This is a genomic window from Wolbachia endosymbiont (group A) of Dendrolimus pini (assembly GCF_964026835.1).
GTDB lineage: Bacteria > Pseudomonadota > Alphaproteobacteria > Rickettsiales > Anaplasmataceae > Wolbachia > Wolbachia pipientis.
Genome location: NZ_OZ034702.1, coordinates 1,210,898 through 1,231,921, shown reverse-complemented (window position 1 = coordinate 1,231,921; position 21,024 = coordinate 1,210,898). Strand labels below are relative to the sequence as shown.

The 21,024-nt window shown below is 35.3% G+C and carries 26 protein-coding genes; 17 read left to right on the top strand and 9 right to left on the bottom strand.

Annotation, left to right across the window (positions count from 1 at the left end; translation table 11 throughout):
• Positions 1-2 precede the first annotated feature (2 nt).
• Positions 3-1,379, bottom strand: coding sequence for a UDP-N-acetylmuramoyl-tripeptide--D-alanyl-D-alanine ligase (locus AAGD66_RS06155; protein WP_264723856.1), 1,377 nt, complete (start codon positions 1,377-1,379; stop codon positions 3-5).
• Between the two features lie 185 nt (positions 1,380-1,564).
• On the opposite strand from AAGD66_RS06155, the gene AAGD66_RS06150 reads away from it, so the two are divergent.
• From AAGD66_RS06150 to mdh, 7 genes are read left to right on the top strand one after another with little or no spacing between them, the layout of a single operon-like run.
• On the top strand, positions 1,565-2,347 hold the full coding sequence (locus AAGD66_RS06150) for a hypothetical protein (protein WP_155969270.1): 783 nt from the start codon (positions 1,565-1,567) through the stop codon (positions 2,345-2,347).
• Positions 2,348-2,363: 16 nt separating this feature from the next.
• Positions 2,364-2,621 (top strand): hypothetical protein, encoded by a 258-nt coding sequence (locus AAGD66_RS06145; RefSeq protein WP_006279579.1) that lies wholly within the window; start codon positions 2,364-2,366, stop codon positions 2,619-2,621.
• A gap of 3 nt (positions 2,622-2,624) precedes the next feature.
• Positions 2,625-2,993: an HIT domain-containing protein gene (locus AAGD66_RS06140; protein ID WP_010082356.1), complete on the top strand. Its 369-nt coding sequence runs from the start codon at positions 2,625-2,627 to the stop codon at positions 2,991-2,993.
• A gap of 18 nt (positions 2,994-3,011) precedes the next feature.
• Positions 3,012-3,365 carry an NADH-quinone oxidoreductase subunit A gene (locus tag AAGD66_RS06135; protein ID WP_006279576.1) on the top strand — a complete coding sequence of 118 codons (354 nt, stop codon included), beginning with the start codon at positions 3,012-3,014 and terminating at the stop codon, positions 3,363-3,365.
• Positions 3,366-3,368: 3 nt separating this feature from the next.
• Positions 3,369-3,875, top strand: a complete 507-nt coding sequence (locus tag AAGD66_RS06130) for a NuoB/complex I 20 kDa subunit family protein (protein ID WP_006279574.1) — start codon at positions 3,369-3,371, stop codon at positions 3,873-3,875.
• Positions 3,868-4,440 (top strand): NADH-quinone oxidoreductase subunit C, encoded by a 573-nt coding sequence (locus AAGD66_RS06125; protein WP_006279573.1) that lies wholly within the window; start codon positions 3,868-3,870, stop codon positions 4,438-4,440. The genes AAGD66_RS06130 and AAGD66_RS06125 overlap by 8 nt, the downstream gene beginning before the upstream one ends.
• Before the next feature lie 3 nt (positions 4,441-4,443).
• Positions 4,444-5,394 carry a malate dehydrogenase gene (mdh, locus tag AAGD66_RS06120; RefSeq protein WP_007548577.1) on the top strand — a complete coding sequence of 317 codons (951 nt, stop codon included), beginning with the start codon at positions 4,444-4,446 and terminating at the stop codon, positions 5,392-5,394.
• Between the two features lie 27 nt (positions 5,395-5,421).
• Here mdh and AAGD66_RS06115 read toward each other — a convergent pair whose 3' ends face one another.
• Genes AAGD66_RS06115 through AAGD66_RS06105 form a run of 3 tightly spaced genes read right to left on the bottom strand, consistent with a single transcriptional unit; the run spans position 5,422 to position 7,284 of the window.
• Entirely contained in the window at positions 5,422-6,189 is a 768-nt protein-coding gene (locus tag AAGD66_RS06115; protein ID WP_264339544.1) for a TatD family hydrolase, read from the bottom strand.
• A complete protein-coding gene (locus tag AAGD66_RS06110) occupies positions 6,186-6,632 on the bottom strand; it encodes an RNA pyrophosphohydrolase (RefSeq protein ID WP_007548581.1) in 447 nt (148 codons plus the stop codon). Before AAGD66_RS06110 ends, AAGD66_RS06115 begins: the two co-directional genes overlap by 4 nt.
• A 34-nt stretch (positions 6,633-6,666) precedes the next feature.
• Complete coding sequence (locus AAGD66_RS06105) at positions 6,667-7,284, bottom strand: AAA family ATPase (protein WP_022626414.1); 618 nt, start codon at positions 7,282-7,284, stop codon at positions 6,667-6,669.
• A gap of 179 nt (positions 7,285-7,463) precedes the next feature.
• On the opposite strand from AAGD66_RS06105, the gene rsfS reads away from it, so the two are divergent.
• The 7 genes from rsfS to AAGD66_RS06070 all read left to right on the top strand — a co-directional run bounded on the left by rsfS (position 7,464) and on the right by AAGD66_RS06070 (position 13,548).
• Positions 7,464-7,781 (top strand): ribosome silencing factor, encoded by a 318-nt coding sequence (rsfS, locus tag AAGD66_RS06100; RefSeq protein ID WP_006279567.1) that lies wholly within the window; start codon positions 7,464-7,466, stop codon positions 7,779-7,781.
• Positions 7,772-8,011, top strand: coding sequence for a hypothetical protein (locus tag AAGD66_RS06095; RefSeq protein WP_010963049.1), 240 nt, complete (start codon positions 7,772-7,774; stop codon positions 8,009-8,011). Before rsfS ends, AAGD66_RS06095 begins: the two co-directional genes overlap by 10 nt.
• Before the next feature lies 1 nt (position 8,012).
• A complete protein-coding gene (gene tyrS, locus AAGD66_RS06090) occupies positions 8,013-9,263 on the top strand; it encodes a tyrosine--tRNA ligase (protein WP_265024513.1) in 1,251 nt (416 codons plus the stop codon).
• A gap of 628 nt (positions 9,264-9,891) precedes the next feature.
• Complete coding sequence (locus AAGD66_RS06085) at positions 9,892-10,221, top strand: SWIM zinc finger domain-containing protein (protein ID WP_007548583.1); 330 nt, start codon at positions 9,892-9,894, stop codon at positions 10,219-10,221.
• 862 nt (positions 10,222-11,083) lie between these two features.
• The gene (ruvA, locus tag AAGD66_RS06080) at positions 11,084-11,665 is read left to right on the top strand and encodes a Holliday junction branch migration protein RuvA (protein ID WP_265024512.1); all 582 of its coding nucleotides are present in this window, start codon (positions 11,084-11,086) and stop codon (positions 11,663-11,665) included.
• On the top strand, positions 11,662-12,636 hold the full coding sequence (ruvB, locus tag AAGD66_RS06075) for a Holliday junction branch migration DNA helicase RuvB (protein ID WP_264723849.1): 975 nt from the start codon (positions 11,662-11,664) through the stop codon (positions 12,634-12,636). The genes ruvA and ruvB overlap by 4 nt, the downstream gene beginning before the upstream one ends.
• A 402-nt stretch (positions 12,637-13,038) precedes the next feature.
• Complete coding sequence (locus AAGD66_RS06070) at positions 13,039-13,548, top strand: DNA-3-methyladenine glycosylase (protein WP_264723848.1); 510 nt, start codon at positions 13,039-13,041, stop codon at positions 13,546-13,548.
• Between the two features lie 19 nt (positions 13,549-13,567).
• Here the strand turns inward: AAGD66_RS06070 and purF are convergent, their stop codons facing one another.
• The 3 genes from purF to AAGD66_RS06055 are packed head-to-tail and all read right to left on the bottom strand — an operon-like array spanning position 13,568 to position 17,602.
• Complete coding sequence (gene purF, locus AAGD66_RS06065) at positions 13,568-14,953, bottom strand: amidophosphoribosyltransferase (RefSeq protein ID WP_265024510.1); 1,386 nt, start codon at positions 14,951-14,953, stop codon at positions 13,568-13,570.
• A 25-nt stretch (positions 14,954-14,978) separates the two neighbouring features.
• Complete coding sequence (rodA, locus tag AAGD66_RS06060) at positions 14,979-16,082, bottom strand: rod shape-determining protein RodA (RefSeq protein ID WP_264723846.1); 1,104 nt, start codon at positions 16,080-16,082, stop codon at positions 14,979-14,981.
• Positions 16,083-16,135: 53 nt separating this feature from the next.
• On the bottom strand, positions 16,136-17,602 hold the full coding sequence (locus AAGD66_RS06055) for a proton-conducting transporter membrane subunit (protein WP_155969254.1): 1,467 nt from the start codon (positions 17,600-17,602) through the stop codon (positions 16,136-16,138).
• A 64-nt stretch (positions 17,603-17,666) separates the two neighbouring features.
• On the opposite strand from AAGD66_RS06055, the gene AAGD66_RS06050 reads away from it, so the two are divergent.
• The 3 genes from AAGD66_RS06050 (at position 17,667) to virB9 (ending at position 19,407) form a co-directional block, all read left to right on the top strand.
• Complete coding sequence (locus tag AAGD66_RS06050) at positions 17,667-17,981, top strand: NADH-ubiquinone oxidoreductase subunit NDUFA12 family protein (RefSeq protein WP_007548590.1); 315 nt, start codon at positions 17,667-17,669, stop codon at positions 17,979-17,981.
• A 2-nt stretch (positions 17,982-17,983) separates the two neighbouring features.
• The gene (gene mlaD / locus AAGD66_RS06045; RefSeq protein ID WP_007548591.1) at positions 17,984-18,439 is read left to right on the top strand and encodes an outer membrane lipid asymmetry maintenance protein MlaD; all 456 of its coding nucleotides are present in this window, start codon (positions 17,984-17,986) and stop codon (positions 18,437-18,439) included.
• Between the two features lie 185 nt (positions 18,440-18,624).
• Positions 18,625-19,407, top strand: a complete 783-nt coding sequence (gene virB9 / locus AAGD66_RS06040; protein ID WP_010082330.1) for a P-type conjugative transfer protein VirB9 — start codon at positions 18,625-18,627, stop codon at positions 19,405-19,407.
• A gap of 3 nt (positions 19,408-19,410) precedes the next feature.
• Here virB9 and AAGD66_RS06035 read toward each other — a convergent pair whose 3' ends face one another.
• Entirely contained in the window at positions 19,411-20,007 is a 597-nt protein-coding gene (locus AAGD66_RS06035) for a ribonuclease HII (protein WP_015589381.1), read from the bottom strand.
• A 6-nt stretch (positions 20,008-20,013) separates the two neighbouring features.
• The gene (gene mraY / locus AAGD66_RS06030) at positions 20,014-20,994 is read right to left on the bottom strand and encodes a phospho-N-acetylmuramoyl-pentapeptide-transferase (RefSeq protein ID WP_155969251.1); all 981 of its coding nucleotides are present in this window, start codon (positions 20,992-20,994) and stop codon (positions 20,014-20,016) included.
• Between the last annotated feature and the right edge of the window lie 30 nt (positions 20,995-21,024).

Here is a 21,024-nt window from a genome sequence, read left to right as displayed (position 1 = left end):
GCTTAATATTTTATTACGAATTCCCGTACAATAAGATCCATTTTCATTCCTCGTGAGCCTTTAACTAGAATTGCGTCATTATTCTGAATAATGTTAGCTAAATCACTTTTCAATTGATTAGAATCATTAAAATGCGTGCCTCTTATATTATCTGGCAAAAACTCATGCAATTCTAACATAAATTTACCAACTGTATAAACTTTATCTACATTATTTTCTGTGATAACCTTAACCAGATCTGTATGAAATTTTATGCTTTCATCACCAAGTTCCAACATATCACCAAGCAAAGCTACTTTTCTCTGATTAGAATATGTACTCAAAGTTTTTATCGCAGTTTTCATCGAAGCAGGGCTGGCGTTATAGGAGTCATCAATTAAATGTATATATTTTCTATTGTATTTGACCTTATGAATATTGCCTCTACCTTTCGTTACACTAAAATTCTTAAGTGCAAGTGGTAATTTTGATAAATCAAGTCCGAGGCTCTGCACAACTGCTGCTGCAACAAGTAGCGAATAAGCAAAATGCTCACCTTGCACACGTAAATTACAGTTTATAGTTTGATTATCACTCAGCCTGATTTTTAAATTTAGCCCGTCATCATTTCTTATTAGGTCCAACAAACAAACTTCAGCATTTTTATCTTTACCGAAGCTTATTACATTTCTATTGGCATGTGATGAGAGATAATCATAATATTTATTATCTCTGTTCAAAATCAAAGTACCGTTATTTTTCATACCATACAGAATCTCTAACTTCGCTTGTGCAACGTCAAATAGTGATGAAAAATTTTCAGTATGTGCAGGTTCGATGTTGGTAATAACTGCAATATTCGGATTACTAATCTTTGATAATTCTTTTATTTCACCAGCTTTATTCATTCCCATTTCAAGGATTAAGTACTGGCAGTTTTTTGGAGCTTTTAGAATTGTCAAAGGCAATCCTATATTATTATTTAAGTTACCTTCGTTTGCATGGGACACTCCATATTGCGATAAAACAGTGTGCAGCATATCCTTTGTAGTAGTTTTCCCGACACTGCCTGTAATTGCAATAACTTTAGCGTCAACAAGAACATTTCTAATATAGTATGATGCCATATCGTGCAAAGCTTTCAGGGTATCTTGTACAATAACGAGAGGAAAATTTTTATATTTACCCTCACTTACTATTGCAGCTACTGCCCCTTTTAAAAACGCTTCATGCAAAAAATTATGGCCATCAAAATTCTTTCCCTTGAGTGCAATAAATAAATCACCTTTTTTTATGCTTCTTGTATCCGTTGAAATATTTGAGCTATGTATCCAATTACAACCATTTACGTCTCTTCCGCCAGTTGCATCAATGATATTATTTGTGCTCCATTTAAACATAATTTAGAGAGTATTCTTTATAATAAATTGAACAATAAAAGTAGCGAAAATACTACATGTTTTAGACAATGTACAAATAATGGTTGCAATCCCTATAATTCTATCTTATAATGAATATAGAAGTTTAAATTTTTTCGTCTATAATTAAAATGTATTTAGTTGTAGAAAGTACCTTGGAGGTATGTATGTTCACAGGAAAAAATGAAAAATCTACTTCTATACTAGCTAAAGTTGGTAATGCAGCTTCGGGAGTAGGAAGTTTTCTGGGTAGAGGTGTAAAAGTTCTAGTCAAGGGTGCAGTGTACCCTATATGGCCAAAGAATTGGTTTAAGTCCTGGGATGAAATGCGGCACGACATAAAAAATGGCGGACGTTCTATTATTGGCAACCCACTTGAAGAATATGATCCACCTATAGAAACCACACAAGCTAGTGAGGATCTTGGTGTCCAAATAATGGAGCAAAAGAAAGGAACAGGAAAGGTAACTTTTTTAGCATCAAGGACTCTGACAGGGGATATACCCTATTTGACGCCAGAACGATTAGGTGAAATAAAGCAAAACCTGCCAAATGTAACTATCTTTAAAGAAGAAAACAAAGTTGTAATTGAAGTTGATGTTAAAAAAATAATTGAAGACATCAAAAAGAACAATCCAGGAATTGATGAGAAAAGAATAAAAGAGCTTGCTCTTGAAAAAATTGCTGAAGGAGCTGAAGGAGTTGGTGGCAACCTTAAAAAGCTAGCAAAAATTACTGGCGGAGAATTTAAAGTTCACACAGACTTAAAATTGCTGTATGGTATTGCAGAAAAATTGTATAAGGAATATGATGATCAAAAGCAGTCATCAGACAAAGTTGTGAAGTCTGATGTTGGTCAGCCTTCAGAAACTATAGCTTCAGGTGAGAAAAAATGGGCGCAAGAAGCTATAAAAGCAGGTAAGTCGCAAAGTTGTGGAATGCAAAAATAAGTTATAGGGGAGTATTATGAGTGAAGCTAAAAAAATAGAGGAAAGACATCATAGTCTAACTGTTCCTGGGGATATGTATCACTTACAACCAGGAGTTATTACTGGAAAAAGGGTAAGTGGAATAGAACCCTTTTTGAAAGAACAGCAGGACATGGTAAAAGTAAGGGAACTTGTAAGCTCTTTAAATCTTGAAGATGCTTCTGGTGAAGCGATAAAACCACTATCTACACCTAATGTAGAGAAAAACGAAGAAAGAGGGAAAGGTCGCTCTTAAAATATGAGCAATGAAGTTTATGATAGCGATAACATCTTTGCTCAAATATTAAGAGGTGAGTTACCTTGTGAGAAGGTACATGAAAATGAAAATGTACTAGCTTTTCATGATAAGTACCCTGACGCACCAGTTCATATTTTAGTTATATCAAAAAATCAATATATTTCATATGATGATTTCATTCTAAAAGCTCCTGAAGAGGAAATAGCGGATTTCTTTAAAACTGTAAGAGAGATAGCACACAAATATAATCTAGAAAAAACAGGATATAGATTAGTCACTAACTACGGTGAAAATGGAGAGCAGGTTGTACCACACTTTCACGTGCATATTTTAGGTGGTAAAAAGTTAGGAAAGCATGTAAACTCATAGTGTTATATGTTTTGTTAAATGAGCGAATATTTAACCATAGTAATCTTTATCTGCGTATCAATTGTAGTATCTTTTGCTTTAGGTATATTGCCTATGTTTCTTGCAGTGAGTAAGCCAGATGGTGAAAAGCTTTCCACATATGAGTGTGGCTTCAATCCACTATCCAGTGCAAGAAAAAATTTTGACATTAAATTTTATCTAGTTTCAATATTATTTATAATATTTGACTTAGAAATTGCTTTTCTTTTTCCTTGGGCTGTTTCTTTATCTAAGATAAGCTATGGTGGATTTTGGTCTATGATGGTATTTCTTGCAATACTCACTATAGGTTTTATCTATGAATGGTGTAAAGGTGCATTAGAGTGGGAGTAGTTTATGACAAATCAAATTCTATCTAATGATGACTGGGGTCGTTATAAAAAAGAAGGGTTTCTTGTCACTAAATTTGGTGATTTAACAGATTATGTAATGAATTGGGCAAGGTCTGGTTCATTGTGGCCAATGACATTTGGTCTTGCATGTTGCGCAGTTGAGATGATGCATACTGCATCCAGCCGTTATGATCTTGATAGATATGGTATAATGTTTCGTGCAAGCCCACGTCAATCAGATGTGATGATTGTTGCTGGCACACTAACTAATAAAATGGCAGCAGCATTGCGCAAGGTTTATGATCAAATGGCAGACCCGAAGTATGTTATTTCCATGGGAAGTTGTGCAAATGGTGGTGGTTATTACCATTACTCTTATTCAGTAGTCCGAGGCTGTGATAGAATTGTGCCAGTTGACGTGTATGTCCCTGGATGCCCACCAACCGCTGAGGCGTTGCTATATGGAATGCTATGCCTACAAAACAAAATAAAACGGACTCGGAATGGATAAAACTGCAAAGTATATACAAAAAAAGACCAAATGCGAGTGCATTCAAAAAGATGATGGCATTATTGTAATATATTCAACTTTAGATGAAATTGAAAAGTACCTATTCTTTCTACGTGATGATGAAAAGTGTAGGTTTGAACTATTAGTTGATATTTTTGGGGTTGACTATCCAAATAGAGAGAAGCGTTTCGAGCTAATATACAATCTGCTCAGCATTGTGCATAATATTAGAGTACACATAAAGCTTCAGTTATGTGAAAGCGACATGCCTCCAAGTGTAGCGAAGATATTTAGTACGGCTTTGTGGTTTGAGCGTGAAGTGTTTGATATGTATGGAATAGAGTTTTCTGATCACCCTGATTTGCGTAGGATTCTAACAGACTATGGATTCAAAGGTCATCCAATGTTAAAAGATTTCCCTCTCACTGGTTATGAGGAAGTAAGATATGATATAGAGACAAAAAAGGTTGTGTATAATCCTATAGATTTACCGCAAGATTTTCGTATGTTTGATAGCTTATCGCCTTGGGAAGGTAAAACCATAAAAGTAAATACAAAGGAGTAGAAAATGACAGTACAAAGAAAAAAAATATCTTTAATCGGTGCAGGAAATATCGGTGGAACTCTCACCCATATGATTGCACTAAGGGAACTCGGTGATGTTGTTTTACTTGATATTAGTGATGGAATACCACAAGGTAAAGCACTCGACATAGCAGAATCATCCCCTATTGATGGATTTAATGTCAATATTACTGGCACAAATAGGTATGAAGATATAAAAAACTCCGATGCAATTATAATAACCGCTGGCATCGCTAGAAAACCTGGAATGAGCAGGGATGACCTCCTGCAAACCAATGCTAAAGTAATGAAGGAGGTTGGCGAAAATATTAAAAAATATTCTCCAAACGCGTTTGTAATAGTGGTTACCAACCCTTTGGATGCCATGGTTTCAGTGGTGCATAAATTTTCAAACCTTCCAACTAATATGATTGTTGGCATGGCAGGAGTGCTTGATTCTTCCCGTTTTCGTTACTTTCTTGCAAGTGAGTTAAATATCTCAGTTGAAGATATATCTGCTTTTGTGCTTGGAGGACATGGCGACACTATGGTACCACTAATCAATTGTGCTTCAGTTGCTGGAGTTCCACTTACTCAAATTATCGACATGGGTCTTATCACACAGAAAAAAGTCGATGAAATAGTTGAACGCACTCGCAATGGCGGTAAAGAAATAGTTGATCTGCTTAAGTCTGGATCTGCATACTACGCTCCTGCATCTTCAGCTATATGCATGTTAGAATCATATTTAAAAGATAAGAGGCGCATATTACCATGTGCTGCTTACCTTAATGGTGAATATGGTGTAGAAGAGTTGTTTATTGGTGTTCCTGTAATTATTGGAAAAAACGGAATTGAAAAGATCCTAGAAGTTAAAATGAATGATAGTGAACAAGAAATGTTTAATAAGTCTGTAAACTCGGTGAGAGAGCTGGTGAAATCTTTAGGTTCATAAGCAAATTAATGGTTTTATAGAGCTTCTTTATAGCTCAAACAGCCTAAAAAAGTTGCTTGTGGTTACCTTCGCTACTTGTTCTGGTGACTCATTCCACAACTCTGCCAAACAATCAACAACGTATTTCACCATTGCTGGTTCATTCTTTTTTCCCCTATAAGGCTCAGGTGATAGATATGGTGCATCAGTTTCGACTAAAACACGCTCGCGTGGTACATTTTGTGCAATTTCTCTGAGTAAGCTCGCATTTTTAAAAGTAATAATTCCAGAAAATGAAATATATAACCCCAAATCTATAGATTGATCAGCAAGTTCTTTAGAGGAAGCAAAGCAGTGCATTACTCCACTAAAAGCACCGGCTTTCATTTCTGACCTTAACATATCGATCATCTCATTATCAGCGCTTCTTGTGTGAATAACTAAAGGTAGTCCAGTTATTCTTGACGCTTCTATATGTAATGCAAAACTTTTTTTCTGATTGTCTTTGTTGTCAGATTTATAAAAATCTAACCCGGTTTCACCGATACTAATTACCTTTTGATTTTTGGTAAATTCAACTAATTCATCAACATGTATACACTCACCGTTTTCTATAGCAGCATCAAGCGGATGTATACCAACAGAGGAGTAGACCTGATCATAGGATGAAGAAATTTTTAATAACTTAGGAACATCGTCAATGCTTACGCATATGTTATGCAAAACCTTTACACCATTTTGCTCTGCCCTTGAAATTACTTTTGGTATTTCATCGTCAGAAAAATAAATCAAGTGGCAATGAGAATCTACTATCATGAGCTTATTGTTGAGGCTTTTATTATAGAAGAAAACTCTTCTATCACTGTTTTATAAACTTCTTTTTTAAATGATATAGCACTGGCTACTAAACTATCTATACCTTGCCAACGCCACTCTTTGAACTCTGGATGACCAGTATAATTAATATCAATGTCCTCATCCTCTCCGCAAAACTTCATTAAGAACCACCTTTGCTTTTGACCAGAATATTTTCCATTCCAGCATATTGGTATAACTTCTTCAGGCAAGTTGTAGTATATCCAATCCTTGCTTTTAGTTATAACCTTTACTTTATTAGTACCAACCTCCTCTAGCAACTCACGTAACGCTGCTTGTTCCAGTTCCTCACCATCATCAACACCTCCTTGTGGCATCTGCCAGTAAGAATCGCTATCAAAGCGTTTTCCAATAAAGGCATGTCCTTGTCTGTTAAATAGCATTATGCCAACACAAGGACGGTACTTATCTTTCTGCTCAACCACGAGTACGCTCTGTTTTTAAATGATTTGTTACAGAAGTTTTAATTAATTTTCCATTTTTTTCTTTCTTCATCTCTTCAACAATTTTCTTTGCAACTTCCTTTGCACTCAAGTTCGAGTTATCAATTTCAAGCGAACCCTCAGGTATAAATAGCCTTTTCCCTTCAATTTTCTTTATAGCAAAATCCGGATCAGTAATTTTATTTTCCTGATATCTCTCTTCTGATTGGACACGTCTTACTAGTTTTTCATTATTACAATGTAATACTACAGAAAAAATTTCCATGTCCATTTTTTTACTTAAATTTACCACTGAGTTATATAATCTTTGGTCATAGGGATCACCCTCTATCAATTCATTTGTAAATATATAATGTTTTGATTTTACGTAGTGTTTTTCCAGTATTGCTAATACATTTTCCCTAACTGCAAAAATTTTTTCCCATAGGTCATCTGGAACTTCAGCGTTTTGTAATTTAACAATATCAAATATAATATTATTGAATAGATTATTGCTTACTATTACTGCACCAATGATTTTACACAGTTCCTTTGCAGTAGTAAACTTACCACTGCCTGGAAAGCCGATTAAGTAGATGAGAGTCTTGCCCATAATGAATACTAGTAAAAAGCTATTTTCAATTATATAAAAAGTATATACATTGTACATGCTAAAAACATGATGATAAAATAGATGCAGGTAATACCTTTAACAAGTAGTTGCGTTGAAAATAGTTCATATTTAGAAATTTTGAGTATATAATTATAAATGAATCATATAACCTGTAAACAATGCTTAGCGATATGGAATCGATAAGAAGTACAATTGAAGAGATAATAGATCAAAATAAAGGTCATGATATAGTAACTTTTGATGTGCAGAATAAAACCGTTATTGCAAAATATATGATTATTGCATCTGGTGATTCAAGCCGTCACGTTAAAGCTTTAGCTGAGCACGTAATAAAAAGCCTCAAGCCACATGATAAAATAGATGTAGAAGGTATGGATGAAGGCAATTGGGTAGTTTTGAATTTTCAAGGCATAATGGTTCACATATTCAGGCCGGAAGTAAGGGAGTATTATAAAATAGAAGAGTTATGGAACTGATTGCCTGGATAGCTGGTGCACAACTGCACAAACGTTGTAATTTTGAAGGCAACTCCTGCACAGGTAGTGGTGTCATGAAAGTAGCTGACACTGGAATCCAGTTTTTCATGCAATTTCATCGAAAACGTTGTATAGTGTGCTTGTTTATAATTAAGTTCCAGTGTCTGGGCACTGGCTTCTCTATTAGGGTTACCTTCGGCATTAATGACAGGATAGACTGGGGTTTATAAAATGAAACACGCATCTGAATTTTTAAATTTCATCCAAGAAAGAGGGTACCTATACCAATGCACAAACATTGAAGGACTAGATCAATTATTATTGCAGAGCAATTATATAGTTGCATACATTGGGTTTGATTGCACAGCACCAAGTCTTCATGCTGGTCACCTAATTCAGATTATGATGCTCTGTCACCTACAAAAATTTGGTTATAAGCCGATAGTCTTACTTGGAGGTGGCACAACAAAAATTGGTGACCCATCCTTCAAAGATAAAGCAAGAAGCATCTTGCCTGTAGAGAACATCAATCAAAATACATCCAGTATAAGGAGAATATTAGAAAAAATGGTGTCTTTTAATGACAGCAAGACTGGTGCAATGATAGTAAATAACGCAGATTGGTTGGATAACATAAAATACATAGATTTTTTGCGTGATATAGGAGCTTATTTTTCTGTAAATCGTATGCTAAGTTTTGATAGTGTGAAAACCAGGCTGGATAGAGAGCAAACCTTAAGCTTTCTGGAATTTAATTACATGCTATTGCAAGCTTACGACTTTATTGAATTAAACAAAAAATATGATTGTCGTCTGCAGATTGGAGGGTCAGACCAGTGGGGAAATATAGTAAAAGGAATTGAACTTGGAAAAAAGTTGAATTTACCTGAGCTATTTGGCCTTACCATGCCTCTTTTATTAAATGCACAAGGAAAAAAAATGGGCAAAACTGAAAGTGGAGCAGTGTGGCTTGATGATAATATGCTAAAGCCTTACGACTACTGGCAATATTTTCGCAACGTTGATGATCAAGATGTTGGACGTTTTTTAAGATTGCTCACTGATGTGCCAATTGATGAGATTAGAAAATTAGAGTCTTTAAAGGATCAAGAAATAAATGAAGCAAAAAAGGTCTTGGCAACAGAAGTGACAAAAATATGTCATGGTGACAAAGAAGCGGAACTTGCACAATTTGCTGCAATTTCTGCTTTTGAGAATGAAGATAGCTCACTACTTCCTGATTACATCATAAAAAAAGAACAAGTGGCAAGCGGCATATCCTTAGTAGACCTACTACATGACACCGGTTTTGAACCTTCAAAAGGCGCTGCAAAGCGTTTAATACAGGGCAACGGATGCAAGATTAATGATAATGTTGTAAACAATATTGATCATGTAATAAATTTCGAGAGCTTTAAAGATCAGCCATTTATAAAATTATCTGCAGGAAAGAAACGCCATATAAAAGTTGTGGTAGATTAGGTCTCGAAGTAAGAAAACAAATTTTATACAAGTGAGAAATTAGATATGGAGCAAATTTTCAAAATTCGAGAATTATGTATAAAACAACTGGAAAGATAGTAGAAAGCGAAATTCTATTATATATAGCTAAAGTGGCTTAGGTTTACCTACAATTTGAAAAACAACAAATTCGTCATTCCGCTACTCATTAGCGGAATCTATACCGCGAATGAATCCATAACTGTACGGACATTGCAATTTGGGCCTACCAGGAGGGCAATGCCTCTTATCCAAGTACCCTCTTCTTGTCATCCCAGTGCTTGACACTGGGATCCAGGAATTTTATTAAGTTGGTAAGTATAAAAGTAGCCGTTTTATGTTAAAACACAACGTTCTTGATGAGATTACGGCAAGGCTGGATTCCAGTGTCAGCTACTTTCATGACACCATTTGCTGTGCAATTTACCTTCAAAAATGAATGTTCATACAGTTATGGAATGAATCGCGGTATGACGTAGGGAAACCTTTCTTGAGTTAGCTATAGCACTATAAAATTGTCCGCAGGGCCATATAAAAGTCGTGGTGAGTTAATAAATTTTTATGGAAGAAAGGATATATTAGAAAATTGAGGGTTTTAAAGGAGGTAAAAATGAGACTGTATTATAAAGATATCACAGGTCTTATCAAAGAACCCTACCGCTCCAGAGGAAGGGATTATTTTGACAAAAGAAAGGTACAGATTATATCTGTTAATGAATCTCAAGCTAAATCAAAGGTAGTTGGATCAAATGTATATCGAGTAACACTAAAGCACGATGGTCCTCTTTTGAGTGGAACATGTTCCTGTCCTGCATTTGTGTATTATGGTCCATGTAAGCATATGGCTGCAACAGGTTTTGCTTTGGTTGCACTTGATAGAAAGGAGTATCGATCGTCTGCGCGCCCAGATGAACAGACTCTCTTTGAAAGGTTTTACTAAGAAAAACAAAGCAAGAGCTAATTTCAATAATTACTCGTTCCAGTAAACATTATCCTGAGATTTTTGAAGAACTAGAGGATAAAGAATATGAGCAATTTATTCAAAGTGAACTTTCAAAATCCGAGAATTATGTATAAAACAACCGGAAAGATGGTGAGATCAGGTAATCTATGGCTAAGACGTCATACCGCCGCGGTATCTCTTAGCCGCTAACACGTAGCGGGATGACGAGATGCCACCACGAACCGTCATACCGCGCGATTCATCCGCGGTATCTCTTAGCATAGATCCCGCTAACAAGCAGCGGGATGACGGTTGTCGTTTAGCTATAAACATTAAGAAATTTACCAAACGAAAAAAAAGGCAAAAAAAGCCCCATAATTGGCTAATTACTTACATTATACTTTCAAGTATGGCGTTTTTTTATTCTAAACACTTAATAACCGCGATTCAGCTACTTTTAAACCGCAACTAATCTAAATTATAAACGTTAAGAAATTTACTAAACAGAAAAAAAGGCAAAAGAAACCCTAGGGTAGCTAGTTATTCACTATCCATTTTTTAAGTTGGCGTTTTTTTATGTTTTAAACGCTTTATAAGCGCGTTTCAGCTTATGTAGGTAGAAATTTTATAAGACATAAGGTGCACATAGTGCAAAAAATTAAACATGATACGCCAGATACGTGAGTTTTTTTGTCATTTAATCTGTACAGAGAAGATAAATAAATAGCTTCAGTGTTTATGATAAGGGGGCTGGCGGAGTTTGTCAAGTGGTTTTTTAGCCACGTTTCCCTGTTATAATGTTCGTTTGCTTGACCTAAGATCCAGGAGTATTTAAACTGAACCCTATACAGTGCTAAAAATGATAGGAAATCTAAGCGGAATAGTTGATGAAGTGCGCAGTGATCACATAATCCTGAACGTGAATGATGTTGGCTATATGGTGTATCTTTCAGCCAAAACTTTAAGTGCTTGTGCAATTGGAAGTAGAATCAAATTACTTATCGAAACCTATGCAAATAACAGAGAAAATGTCGCTCAGCTATATGGTTTTATAAGCAAAGAAGAACAGCAGTGCTTGAGGTTGCTTGTCAAAGTAAGCGGCGTTAGCTATAAAACTGCAATGTCAATTTTGAGTAAATTAACTCCAGAACAGCTATTTTTGGCAATTATGAATGAAGATAAAGTAGCACTCAAGATGAGTGGACTTGGCTTGAAACTCATAAATCGAATCATCACTGAATTGAGTGGCAAAGTAAGTAAACTAGAAATAAATAACAATAACTTTAATCCAATTAATGAAGATGCCCTTTCAGCATTGATCAATCTTGGGTATGAAAAAATGAAAGCTTATGATACGATAAAAAAAATACAAGACGAATCGTCAAACCTGGATACTAAGGATATTATTCGCATGGCGCTTAAGGAGCTCTTAACATTATGAAATCAATATCGTGCGGTAAAGAATATACTGAAGATGTGCGCAATATTAACATCAGGCCTGAGCAACTTGATGATTTTGTCGGGCAAAAAGACTTAATACAAAATTTAAAAGTGTTTATAAACGCTGCACAGACGAGAACTGAAGCTTTAGATCACGTCTTATTGTACGGTCCTCCAGGGCTTGGCAAAACAACTTTAGCACAAATTGTTTCTAAAGAATTAAGAGTTAGCTTTCGCGCAACTTCTGGTCCTTTACTTAGTAAAGCTGGGGACTTGGCTGCAGTGCTTACCACTTTAAATGCAAAAGATGTTCTATTTATCGACGAAATCCATAGATTAAATCGCAGCATCGAAGAAGTTTTATATACTGCTATGGAAGATTTTTGCCTGGACATATTAGTAGGTGAAGGTCCATCTACTCGCACTTTAAGGATAGATCTACCACCATTTACGCTAATTGGAGCAACAACGCGGCTTGGATTACTTTCTGCGCCACTCAGAGATCGTTTTGGCATTCCTTTGCACCTTGAGTTTTATTCTTTTGAGGAGCTAGTCGATATTATAAAAAGAGGCGCAAGAGTTCTTTCTGCTGAAATTGCAGAGGATGCCGCGCGGGAAATTGCCTGCCGTGCACGTGGCACTCCAAGAATTGCTTTGAGATTACTGAGGAGAATAAGGGATTTTGTTGAAGTGAAAGATGATAAAAAAATCACTTATGAAGTTGCTGATTCTGTATTGCTAAAATTGGGTGTAGACAAAATGGGACTCAATAAACTTGATATGCATTATCTAAGATTTTTATTCAACACCTCAGGGCCTGTTGGAATTGACACTATATCTATTGCGCTATCCGAGGATGTTGGCAATATTGAAGAAACAGTAGAACCTTATTTAATCAAAATTAGTTTTGTAAAGCGCACACCAAGAGGGCGCGTTCTAACCGATCAAGCAAAGGAGTATTTGAGCCTTTAATATTAGAGAGCTTTTCTACCATAATTCAATTATATATATATTGATTGGCATAATATCATATACTGGCATCTTTTTGTATGAAGGCATATGTGTTAAATAGCACTGAAACTGTAGTTCAAATTAAAACTTCTCCATTTCGTACTCGCTAGTTATGCTATTCTAACTAATTAAGCTATGGTTTGGGTAATAGGAGAAAACTGGATTCCAGCGTCACGCGCTACCCTATGGGTGACTGCTTGCATATATTCTCTCTTTCACCATCTCAATGTTTCTTTCTTATTATGCCAGTACCATTTTCTTGTCATTCAAGTAGCTCCCCTTCTTGTCATCCCAGTGCTTGACACTGGGATCCAGAAATTCTTAAACTGAACTCTATATAGAACCTCAGAACAAAAATAAAAAATGGGTAGCACAATACTGCCAAGAAATTTCTACGAGCGGCCGACCTTAACTGTAGCTGGAGAGTTATTGGGAAAAGTCCTCAAATTTTCTAACTTTAGTGGAATAATAACCGAAGTTGAAGCCTATATAGGAATGAATGACCCAGCTTGTCACGCGGCAAGAGGCTATACTAACCGAACCTCAGTAATGTTTGGTATGCCGGGGTTTTCATACGTGTATTTTATATATGGAATGTATTACTGTTTAAATATTGTAACAGAAACAGAAGGGTTCCCAGCAGCAGTGTTAATACGGGGATTAAAGCTTATTGAACCACTTGAAGCAAATTTAGGTGGGCCAGGAATATTGTGTAAAAGATTAAATATTATAAAAGAACACAACAAACTGGACCTCACTATAAGCCACGAATTTTGTGTTTATGAATCTCACCTCAAACCAGATTATATTTGCACTCCGAGAATCGGAATTAGTAAAGGCCAAGAGAAATTTTGGCGGTTTAAGATTTTCTAAACTTAAGATCTTGCGTAGACTATTTGCCAATCGGATAATCACCAGTGAAACAAGCATCACAATATTGTGGTGTAGCATTGTTACGCACTTCTCCTTTAACAGCCTGATATAATCCATCAATACTCAAGAAGGCTAGGCTATCTACTCCTATAACTTCCTTAATTTCCTCTACAGATTTATTTGCAGCAATTAAATCTTTGCACTCTGGCGTATCTATTCCATAAAAACAAGAATGCTTAATTGGTGGGCTTGAAATTTTGAGGTGAATCTCTTTTACTCCTGCATCCTTTAGCATAACTATTATATTTGTTAACGTACTACCACGCACTATACTATCATCTATTAAAATTATGTTTTTACCTTTCAAAGTGTGCTTATTAGCATTGAATTTTAATTTTATTCTAACTTTACGTACTTCAGCGGTTGGTTGTATAAAAGTTCTTCCTATGTAATGATTACGAATTATTCCCAGTTCCATAGGTAACCCTGAATGCTTTGCATATCCAATAGCTGCAGGTATTCCAGAATCAGGTATTGGTACAATCATATCCACATTGTTTTTTGGTGGACTTTCCTTCGCAAGTATTCTTCCTATTTCTTTTCTTGTATCGTATATAGACCTATTCTCCATTATGCTGTCTGGTCTTGAAAAATAAACGTATTCAAAAATACAAAAACTTGATTTTTGCTGTGGGAAAGGAAACATTGAGGCTAGCTTACTATCCGAACTGATGGTAACTAATTCGCCTGGTTCTATTTCTCTAACAAATTCTGCATTTACTATATCAAGAGCACAAGTTTCAGATGCAAGAACGTAAGAACCGTTTAACTTTCCTAAAACAAGAGGCCTGATTCCAGACGGATCACGTACTCCAATAACTACTTCTTGATTGATTGCCACAAAAGAATAAGCACCTTGTATTTGCTTTAATGCATATATAAAACTCTCTAAGAAGCTATCTTTTTCACCGCTTGCTGTCAGATGCACTACTACTTCTGTATCAATATCTGACTGAAAAACGCACTCTTGTTTAATTAATTGTTTGCGTATCGGAGAAATATTAATTAAATTACCATTATGTGCTATGGCAAAATTCCCAAATTTGCCACTTTTGCCAAACATGGGCTGCACTCCAAATTTACTACCACTTGTTGAGTATCGAACATGACCTATTGCACAATCCCCAGGTAAGGATTTCTTTATTTCATCTATATCATCAAATACGCTGCTCACTTGACCTTGAAAGTGATAAGAGTGCAGCTTATCGTTGTTACTGGTTACTACGCCAAAAGACTCTTGACCTCTATGCTGCAAAGCGTGGAGAGCAAGTATAGAGTTAAAAGCAGCACTTTGGTTGCAACTTATGCCAAATACCCCACATTCCTCACGCATTTCATCTAGCATAAAAACTATTAAGTAAAGTTTAATTTTACTTTAGCATAGGTAAAATACAAGCATTTTGTTGTTCATCTGCTTTTATTGCCAGCAATAATCCTATGCATATCAAGCTTGCAGCAGTTGTACTTCCTCCATAGGAAAGAAATGGCAGTGGATCGCCTATCACAGGCAAGAGGCCTATTGACATTCCAATGTTTACAAAAAAATGAGCGCTAAAAAAGGCGAAAATGCCGATAGATACCGACTTAGAAAAATAATTTTTCGACCTATAAGCGATAGAGAAAATTACTCCAAGTAATGAGGTATAAAGCAAAATTAAAGCCATGCTACCTAAAAAGCCCCACTCCTCACTCAGCACTGCAAAAGCAAAATCCGTACGTTTCTCCGGCAAAAATCCAAGTTGAGTTTGACTTCCACTCAAAAAACCCTTGCCAAGTAAACCCCCTGAACCAATAGCTATCTGAGATTGCTGCGCATTATAACCTATTCCAAGTGGATCCACTGATGAATCCAAAAATGACAATATCCTTTGCTTGTGATAAGGACGTAAAAAAGGCCAAATAGCCGGTACTGCAAAAATGCCAAGAGTTCCACATATTACTGAATGAGATCTTTTTATTATTGTTGTGAATATAATTGATATCCCTATAAATAACATTATCATAGCTGTGCCTAAATTAGGTTGCTTTAACACCAAGAACACGGGTAAGAAAATAATTATAAGTGCCTTAAGCAATCTTTTAAATTCCATCATTTTATACATACTCTGCTTATCAAAATAGCGAGCAAGCGCAAGTATTAAGCCTACTTTTGCAAATTCTGATGGTTGCAAACTAATTGATCCAATTCTTATCCACCTTGTTGCACCCATTATGTGTGAGCCAAAAAAATTTACTGCTAATAGTGAAATCGCTGCTGCTATATAAAAAAAGTAGGCGTACTTCAAATAAAAATCTAGCTCTATGAATGACATAGCTATAGCGAGTAGGAAAAAGAAGGAAAATATGACCAGTTGGTGAATCGCAAATGGCACCCACTTTCCTCCAGCAGAAGAGTATTGAACAACAATGCCAACGCAAAACAGCGCTATCACGTTAATGACTAATAACCAATGAATCTTCTTCAGCCTACCCACAATAAAGACCTTATAACCTTAAAGTATAGTAAAATATGAAACAAAGATAAAAATCAAAAAACCAACTTCTCAACTACTAACCGAATTGGAGTGCTATATATTCCAGTTACTACTGTTAAAGCTGCCATAAACAATAGACAGAAAAGCATAGGAAATGGCACATCATTAATTTTGCCTAGTGTCATTCTAGTGCGTGACGTTGCATCATTTTCAAAATACATTTTCTCTACCATCTTCCACATGTATATTAGTGCAAGAAAAGAACCGGCAGCAAAAGCTATCAGGGAAATCCACGCGCGAGATTCGATAATTGCTTTCATTATATACCACTTGCTTACAAAGCCATTTGTTAAAGGCACACCGATTAATGCTAAACTGAGTAGAGTGAACGCAAGTGCTGTATAAGGCATTGATTTCTTGAGTCCCGATAAATTCTCTATTTTTGTTGTATCAAATTTGTAAGAAATACATCCTGCAGCCATAAATAAAGATGTTTTTATTATGCTGTGGTTTACTATGTGAAGAATTGCTGCAAATACACCTGTTTTTGAGTTAAAACTCAGTGCTAAAATTATATAACCAATTTGGCTAATACTAGAGTGAGCAAGCAGTCTTTTTATGTCTTTTGCGGTTATTGCAAATATCGACCCAAATACAATAGCGCAAAGTGCGAGGATAATTATCACATTGTCCAGTAGCGGCTTAAACAAGAAAAAATTTTGATGAAAAACAGTATAAAAGATTCTGATGAAAACATATATCATCACTTTTGTCACTGTGCCTGAAAAGAATATGCTAATGAAACTTGGCGCCTCACTATATGCATTAACCAGCCACCTGCTTAATGGAAACAGTGCCATTTTGATTGAGAGACCAACAAAAATGAACAACGTGCCAAGTTTTATGATGTTGTTATCGTATAATGGAACTATTCTTTCAGCCATGTCAGACATATTGAGCGTTCCAGTCATTGAATACAAGAGCCCGATGCCAAATAAATAAAATGTTGCACCTATTGTTCCACTAATTAGATATTCAAATGCTGCAACCAAGGCTTTTTTATCCCTTCCCATTGAAACTAATACATAAGAAGAAAGAGATGAAATTTCCAAGAAAACGTAAAGGTTAAATATGTCGTTTGTTACTAGAATCCCGAACAGTCCGCTTAAGCACAGTAGAAATAGAGAGTAAAAACCAGTGATTTTGTTTTTGCTAATTTCTTTTTCGTTAATATAAAAGCTATAAAGCACGCTAATCAGCGCTATAAAATTCACCAAAGTTAGAATCAAGGAGTTCAACACGTCGATTCTTAACTCTATGCCGTACGGGGGAGCCCAATCCCCAAGGTGATAAGTTATAATTTCGCCTTTATATGTTTTAATGAGTAGTATTGATGAAATGATAAGAGTGATTGTTGTTGCAATAAAAGAAATAAACCAAGATACCTTGTGTTTCTTGGCAAGAAAGCAAAACATTGATGCAATTATTGGGATAATAACTTGTAAAATTGGTAATTGCATTAAATTGTTGTTAATATATCGTTAAAGTATTAGTATATATAATACTTTTTGTTTTAATACCCTTATGTTATCTAAAATTTGTAACGCAATAAAACGCCTATTACGAAGAGAAGATAAATTTGTAGGAAGAGATGAAAATGGAAATTCTTACTATGAATCAAGTAAAGGAAAAAGGTGGGTTATGTATAGCAGTGTCTCTGAGCCTACAACAGTGCCTCCGGAATGGCATATATGGCTTCACTATACTGATAATGTAGTACCAGTTAATAATAAAAAAAGAAAAGTAAAACATACTCCTAATTTAACGGGTACAAAAGATGCATACTATCCAAACCAAAAAGTGAAAAATTACTATAAAAGCTGGAGTCCTGATAACTAAAGATGCGAAGGTCAAATATACTTGAAATAACCGCTGGATTATTTGTATTAATTTTTACTATTTTTCTGATTTTCTTTGCTATTGATAAGCTATCTTACATAAAGAAAAACTATAAGGATTGCTATAAAATATATGGTCTTTTTGCTAACGCTAACGGTATAGGAGTTGGTGATAGTGTCAAGATCTCTGGTGTAGATGTTGGAAGCATAACTGGTGTATCACTTGACAAAGCTACCTACGTAGCACGAATCGATATGTGTATAAGCAAAGACATAAAATTGCCAATTGATAGTTCAGCTCTGATCACTAGCAGTGGAGTTGTTGGCAGTAAATTTGTTAATATATCACCTGGATCAGATATTAAACTAATCTTGCATGGTGGTAAAATAGAGTATACTCAAGCTGAAGCAAATATGGGTGGAATAATGGACAGAATTCTTGGTATGTTTACAAAGTGAAAATGGCAGGATTCCAAGTATATCCGTTCAGGTAAAGCCTCCTGTAGTTCTAAAGTATTTAAGGAGTTTGCCTTATTTCTTGCCTTTTCTACCGCTTGCTTTGGGGTTTATAGTATAGAAAGTGCCTTAATAGTTGCAGTGCATGTCTATCAATGATAAAATGAAAATTAATTTATTTTGATATTATGATTGGTTTACTGTTTGCCGTACTGTTGTTCCTCTGTGGTAGTGATGCACTTGCAAAACAGGAGCCACGTTCAATAGCTGGAGATAATCACATAAAGGTGATAAATTATAACCCACAAGCTATACATAAGTATACGGGTTTTTATGGTTATCAGTCCAGTATATTGTTTGAACCAGGGGAGGTAATACAAAACCTTTCAATGGGTGATTCAACTGGTTGGCAACTCCTTCCTCAAGGTAATAGATTGTTTATTAAGCCTATAGATGATATTGCCGATACTAATGCAACTATAATTACCAATAAAAGAGTTTATTACTTTGAACTTCATGCTGAAGAAGCAACTGGACTAGATGATCCAAGATTAGCATATGAAGTAAGGTTTCTTTATCCACTATTTAGCAGTGATGAGATTTACACAACAAATAACGGTGATATCTTCGAACAAGCTAGTCATACCATTATTCCTGATATCAATGATATTGAAGTTGTAAAGAAGGGATTAAATTTTAATTATTCCATCTCGCACGTCAAAGGTAGTCAGTCAATAATACCAATTAAGGTTTTTGATGACGGAAAATTTACATATCTACAATTCAATAAAATAAACTCTGATTTTCCGGCAGTTTTTATGGTTGATTCTGCAGGATATGAGTCTTTAGTAAATTTCCGTACAGTTGATAACTACCTGATAATCGAAAGGGTAAGTTCAGTGTTTACCTTAAGGAATGGATCGAGTACAGTTTGCCTATTTAATGAAACCATACCTTTCAAAAAAGGGTAAAGGCTATAATGCCCGAGATATGGGTGCAAAATTTTTTCTATGATGTTCTGTAATTCCATAAAGGCCAATAGCGTTAAGGTGCTCTTTTGTCCCATATCCTTTATTTTTATACCAATTATATTCAGGATGCTTATTGTGCAATTCTTGCATAAGCCGATCTCTCGTAACTTTTGCAACGATTGAAGCTGCTGCAATTGATGTACTCAAATTATCACCATTTACTATGGATTTCACTTGCCATTTCACTTCAGGTGGTTGATTACCATCAACTAGCACATAATCTAATTCTAGGTCCAAGTCTATCAACGCACGTTTCATTGAAAGTTTTGTTGCTTGCAAGATATTGTATGAATTTATTTCTTCTACGCTTGCCATTCCTATACCAAATTTTGCAACGGATATTATTTTTTCATATAGGACTTGCCTACATTGAGGAGTCAACTTTTTCGAGTCGTTGATTCCATCAATAATTGTATTTCTATCAATAAACACTACGGCTGCGGATATTACTGGACCAGCTAGCGGACCTCTTCCAACTTCATCCACTCCTGCTATCACTCCTGATAATTTATTTTCTAATGTAAAGTCTGGGTATTTCATAGGTTTTTATAATAAGAAAGTTATAGTAAAAACTGAACAGATAATAGAAATTATCCAAAATTTCATAACGATTGTATTTTCTGACCATCCCTTCTTCTCAAAGTGATGATGTATTGGTGCCATAAGAAAAACTCTTTTTCCTTCTCCATATTTAAACTTTGTATATTTAAAATATGATATCTGAATAATAACAGATAGAGTCTCTATTACAAAGATTATTCCAATAATGGCAAAAAGCATTTCTCTTTTAATTAGGACACTAGTTAACCCTAAAGCCGCACCTACCGACAAGCTACCAACATCACCCATAAATATTTTTGCTGGATGTGTGTTAAACCACAAGAAACTTAGAATAGCTCCTATAAATGCAATGCAGAATAAAGTAATATTCATATCTGCCTGAGTTATATATGCAATTAGCCCCAAAAAAGCAAAGGAAGTGATAACTTGAGTTGCAGCAAGGCCATCCAAACCATCTGTGAGATTCACAGCATTAGAAGAGCCGACAATTACAAACGCAGCAAACGGAACATATAGATAGCCAAAATCTATTATTACTCCTTTAAATAGGGACGTTTTTGTAAAACATTCAGCAGAGTATAGCTTAAGTATAAACACACCAACCAGAGCAACAATAAACTGAATAAGTATTTTGGTTTTTGCACTTAAACCTCGATAGTGATTTGTCTTCAATTTTAAATAATCATCAATAAATCCAAGTAGAGCAAAAAATAGAGTTATCAATATCAGCAGCAAAATTTCTGGTGTTAACTGAGCCCAGAGTAAAATTGGTAATAAAGAAGAAATCAGTATTATTATTCCGCCCATAGGTGGTACATTCTTTTTTGTTATTAAATGACTTTCTGGTCCACATGATCTAATTGGTTGCCCATCTTTGCTTATTTTTTTTAGAAGCTTTATAAAATAGGGAAAAAGAATAAACCCAAAAACAAATGAGGTAAAAAATACTTTTGTAGCTAAGATCATCTGCTTACTTAAATTGACTAAGTGTCATAC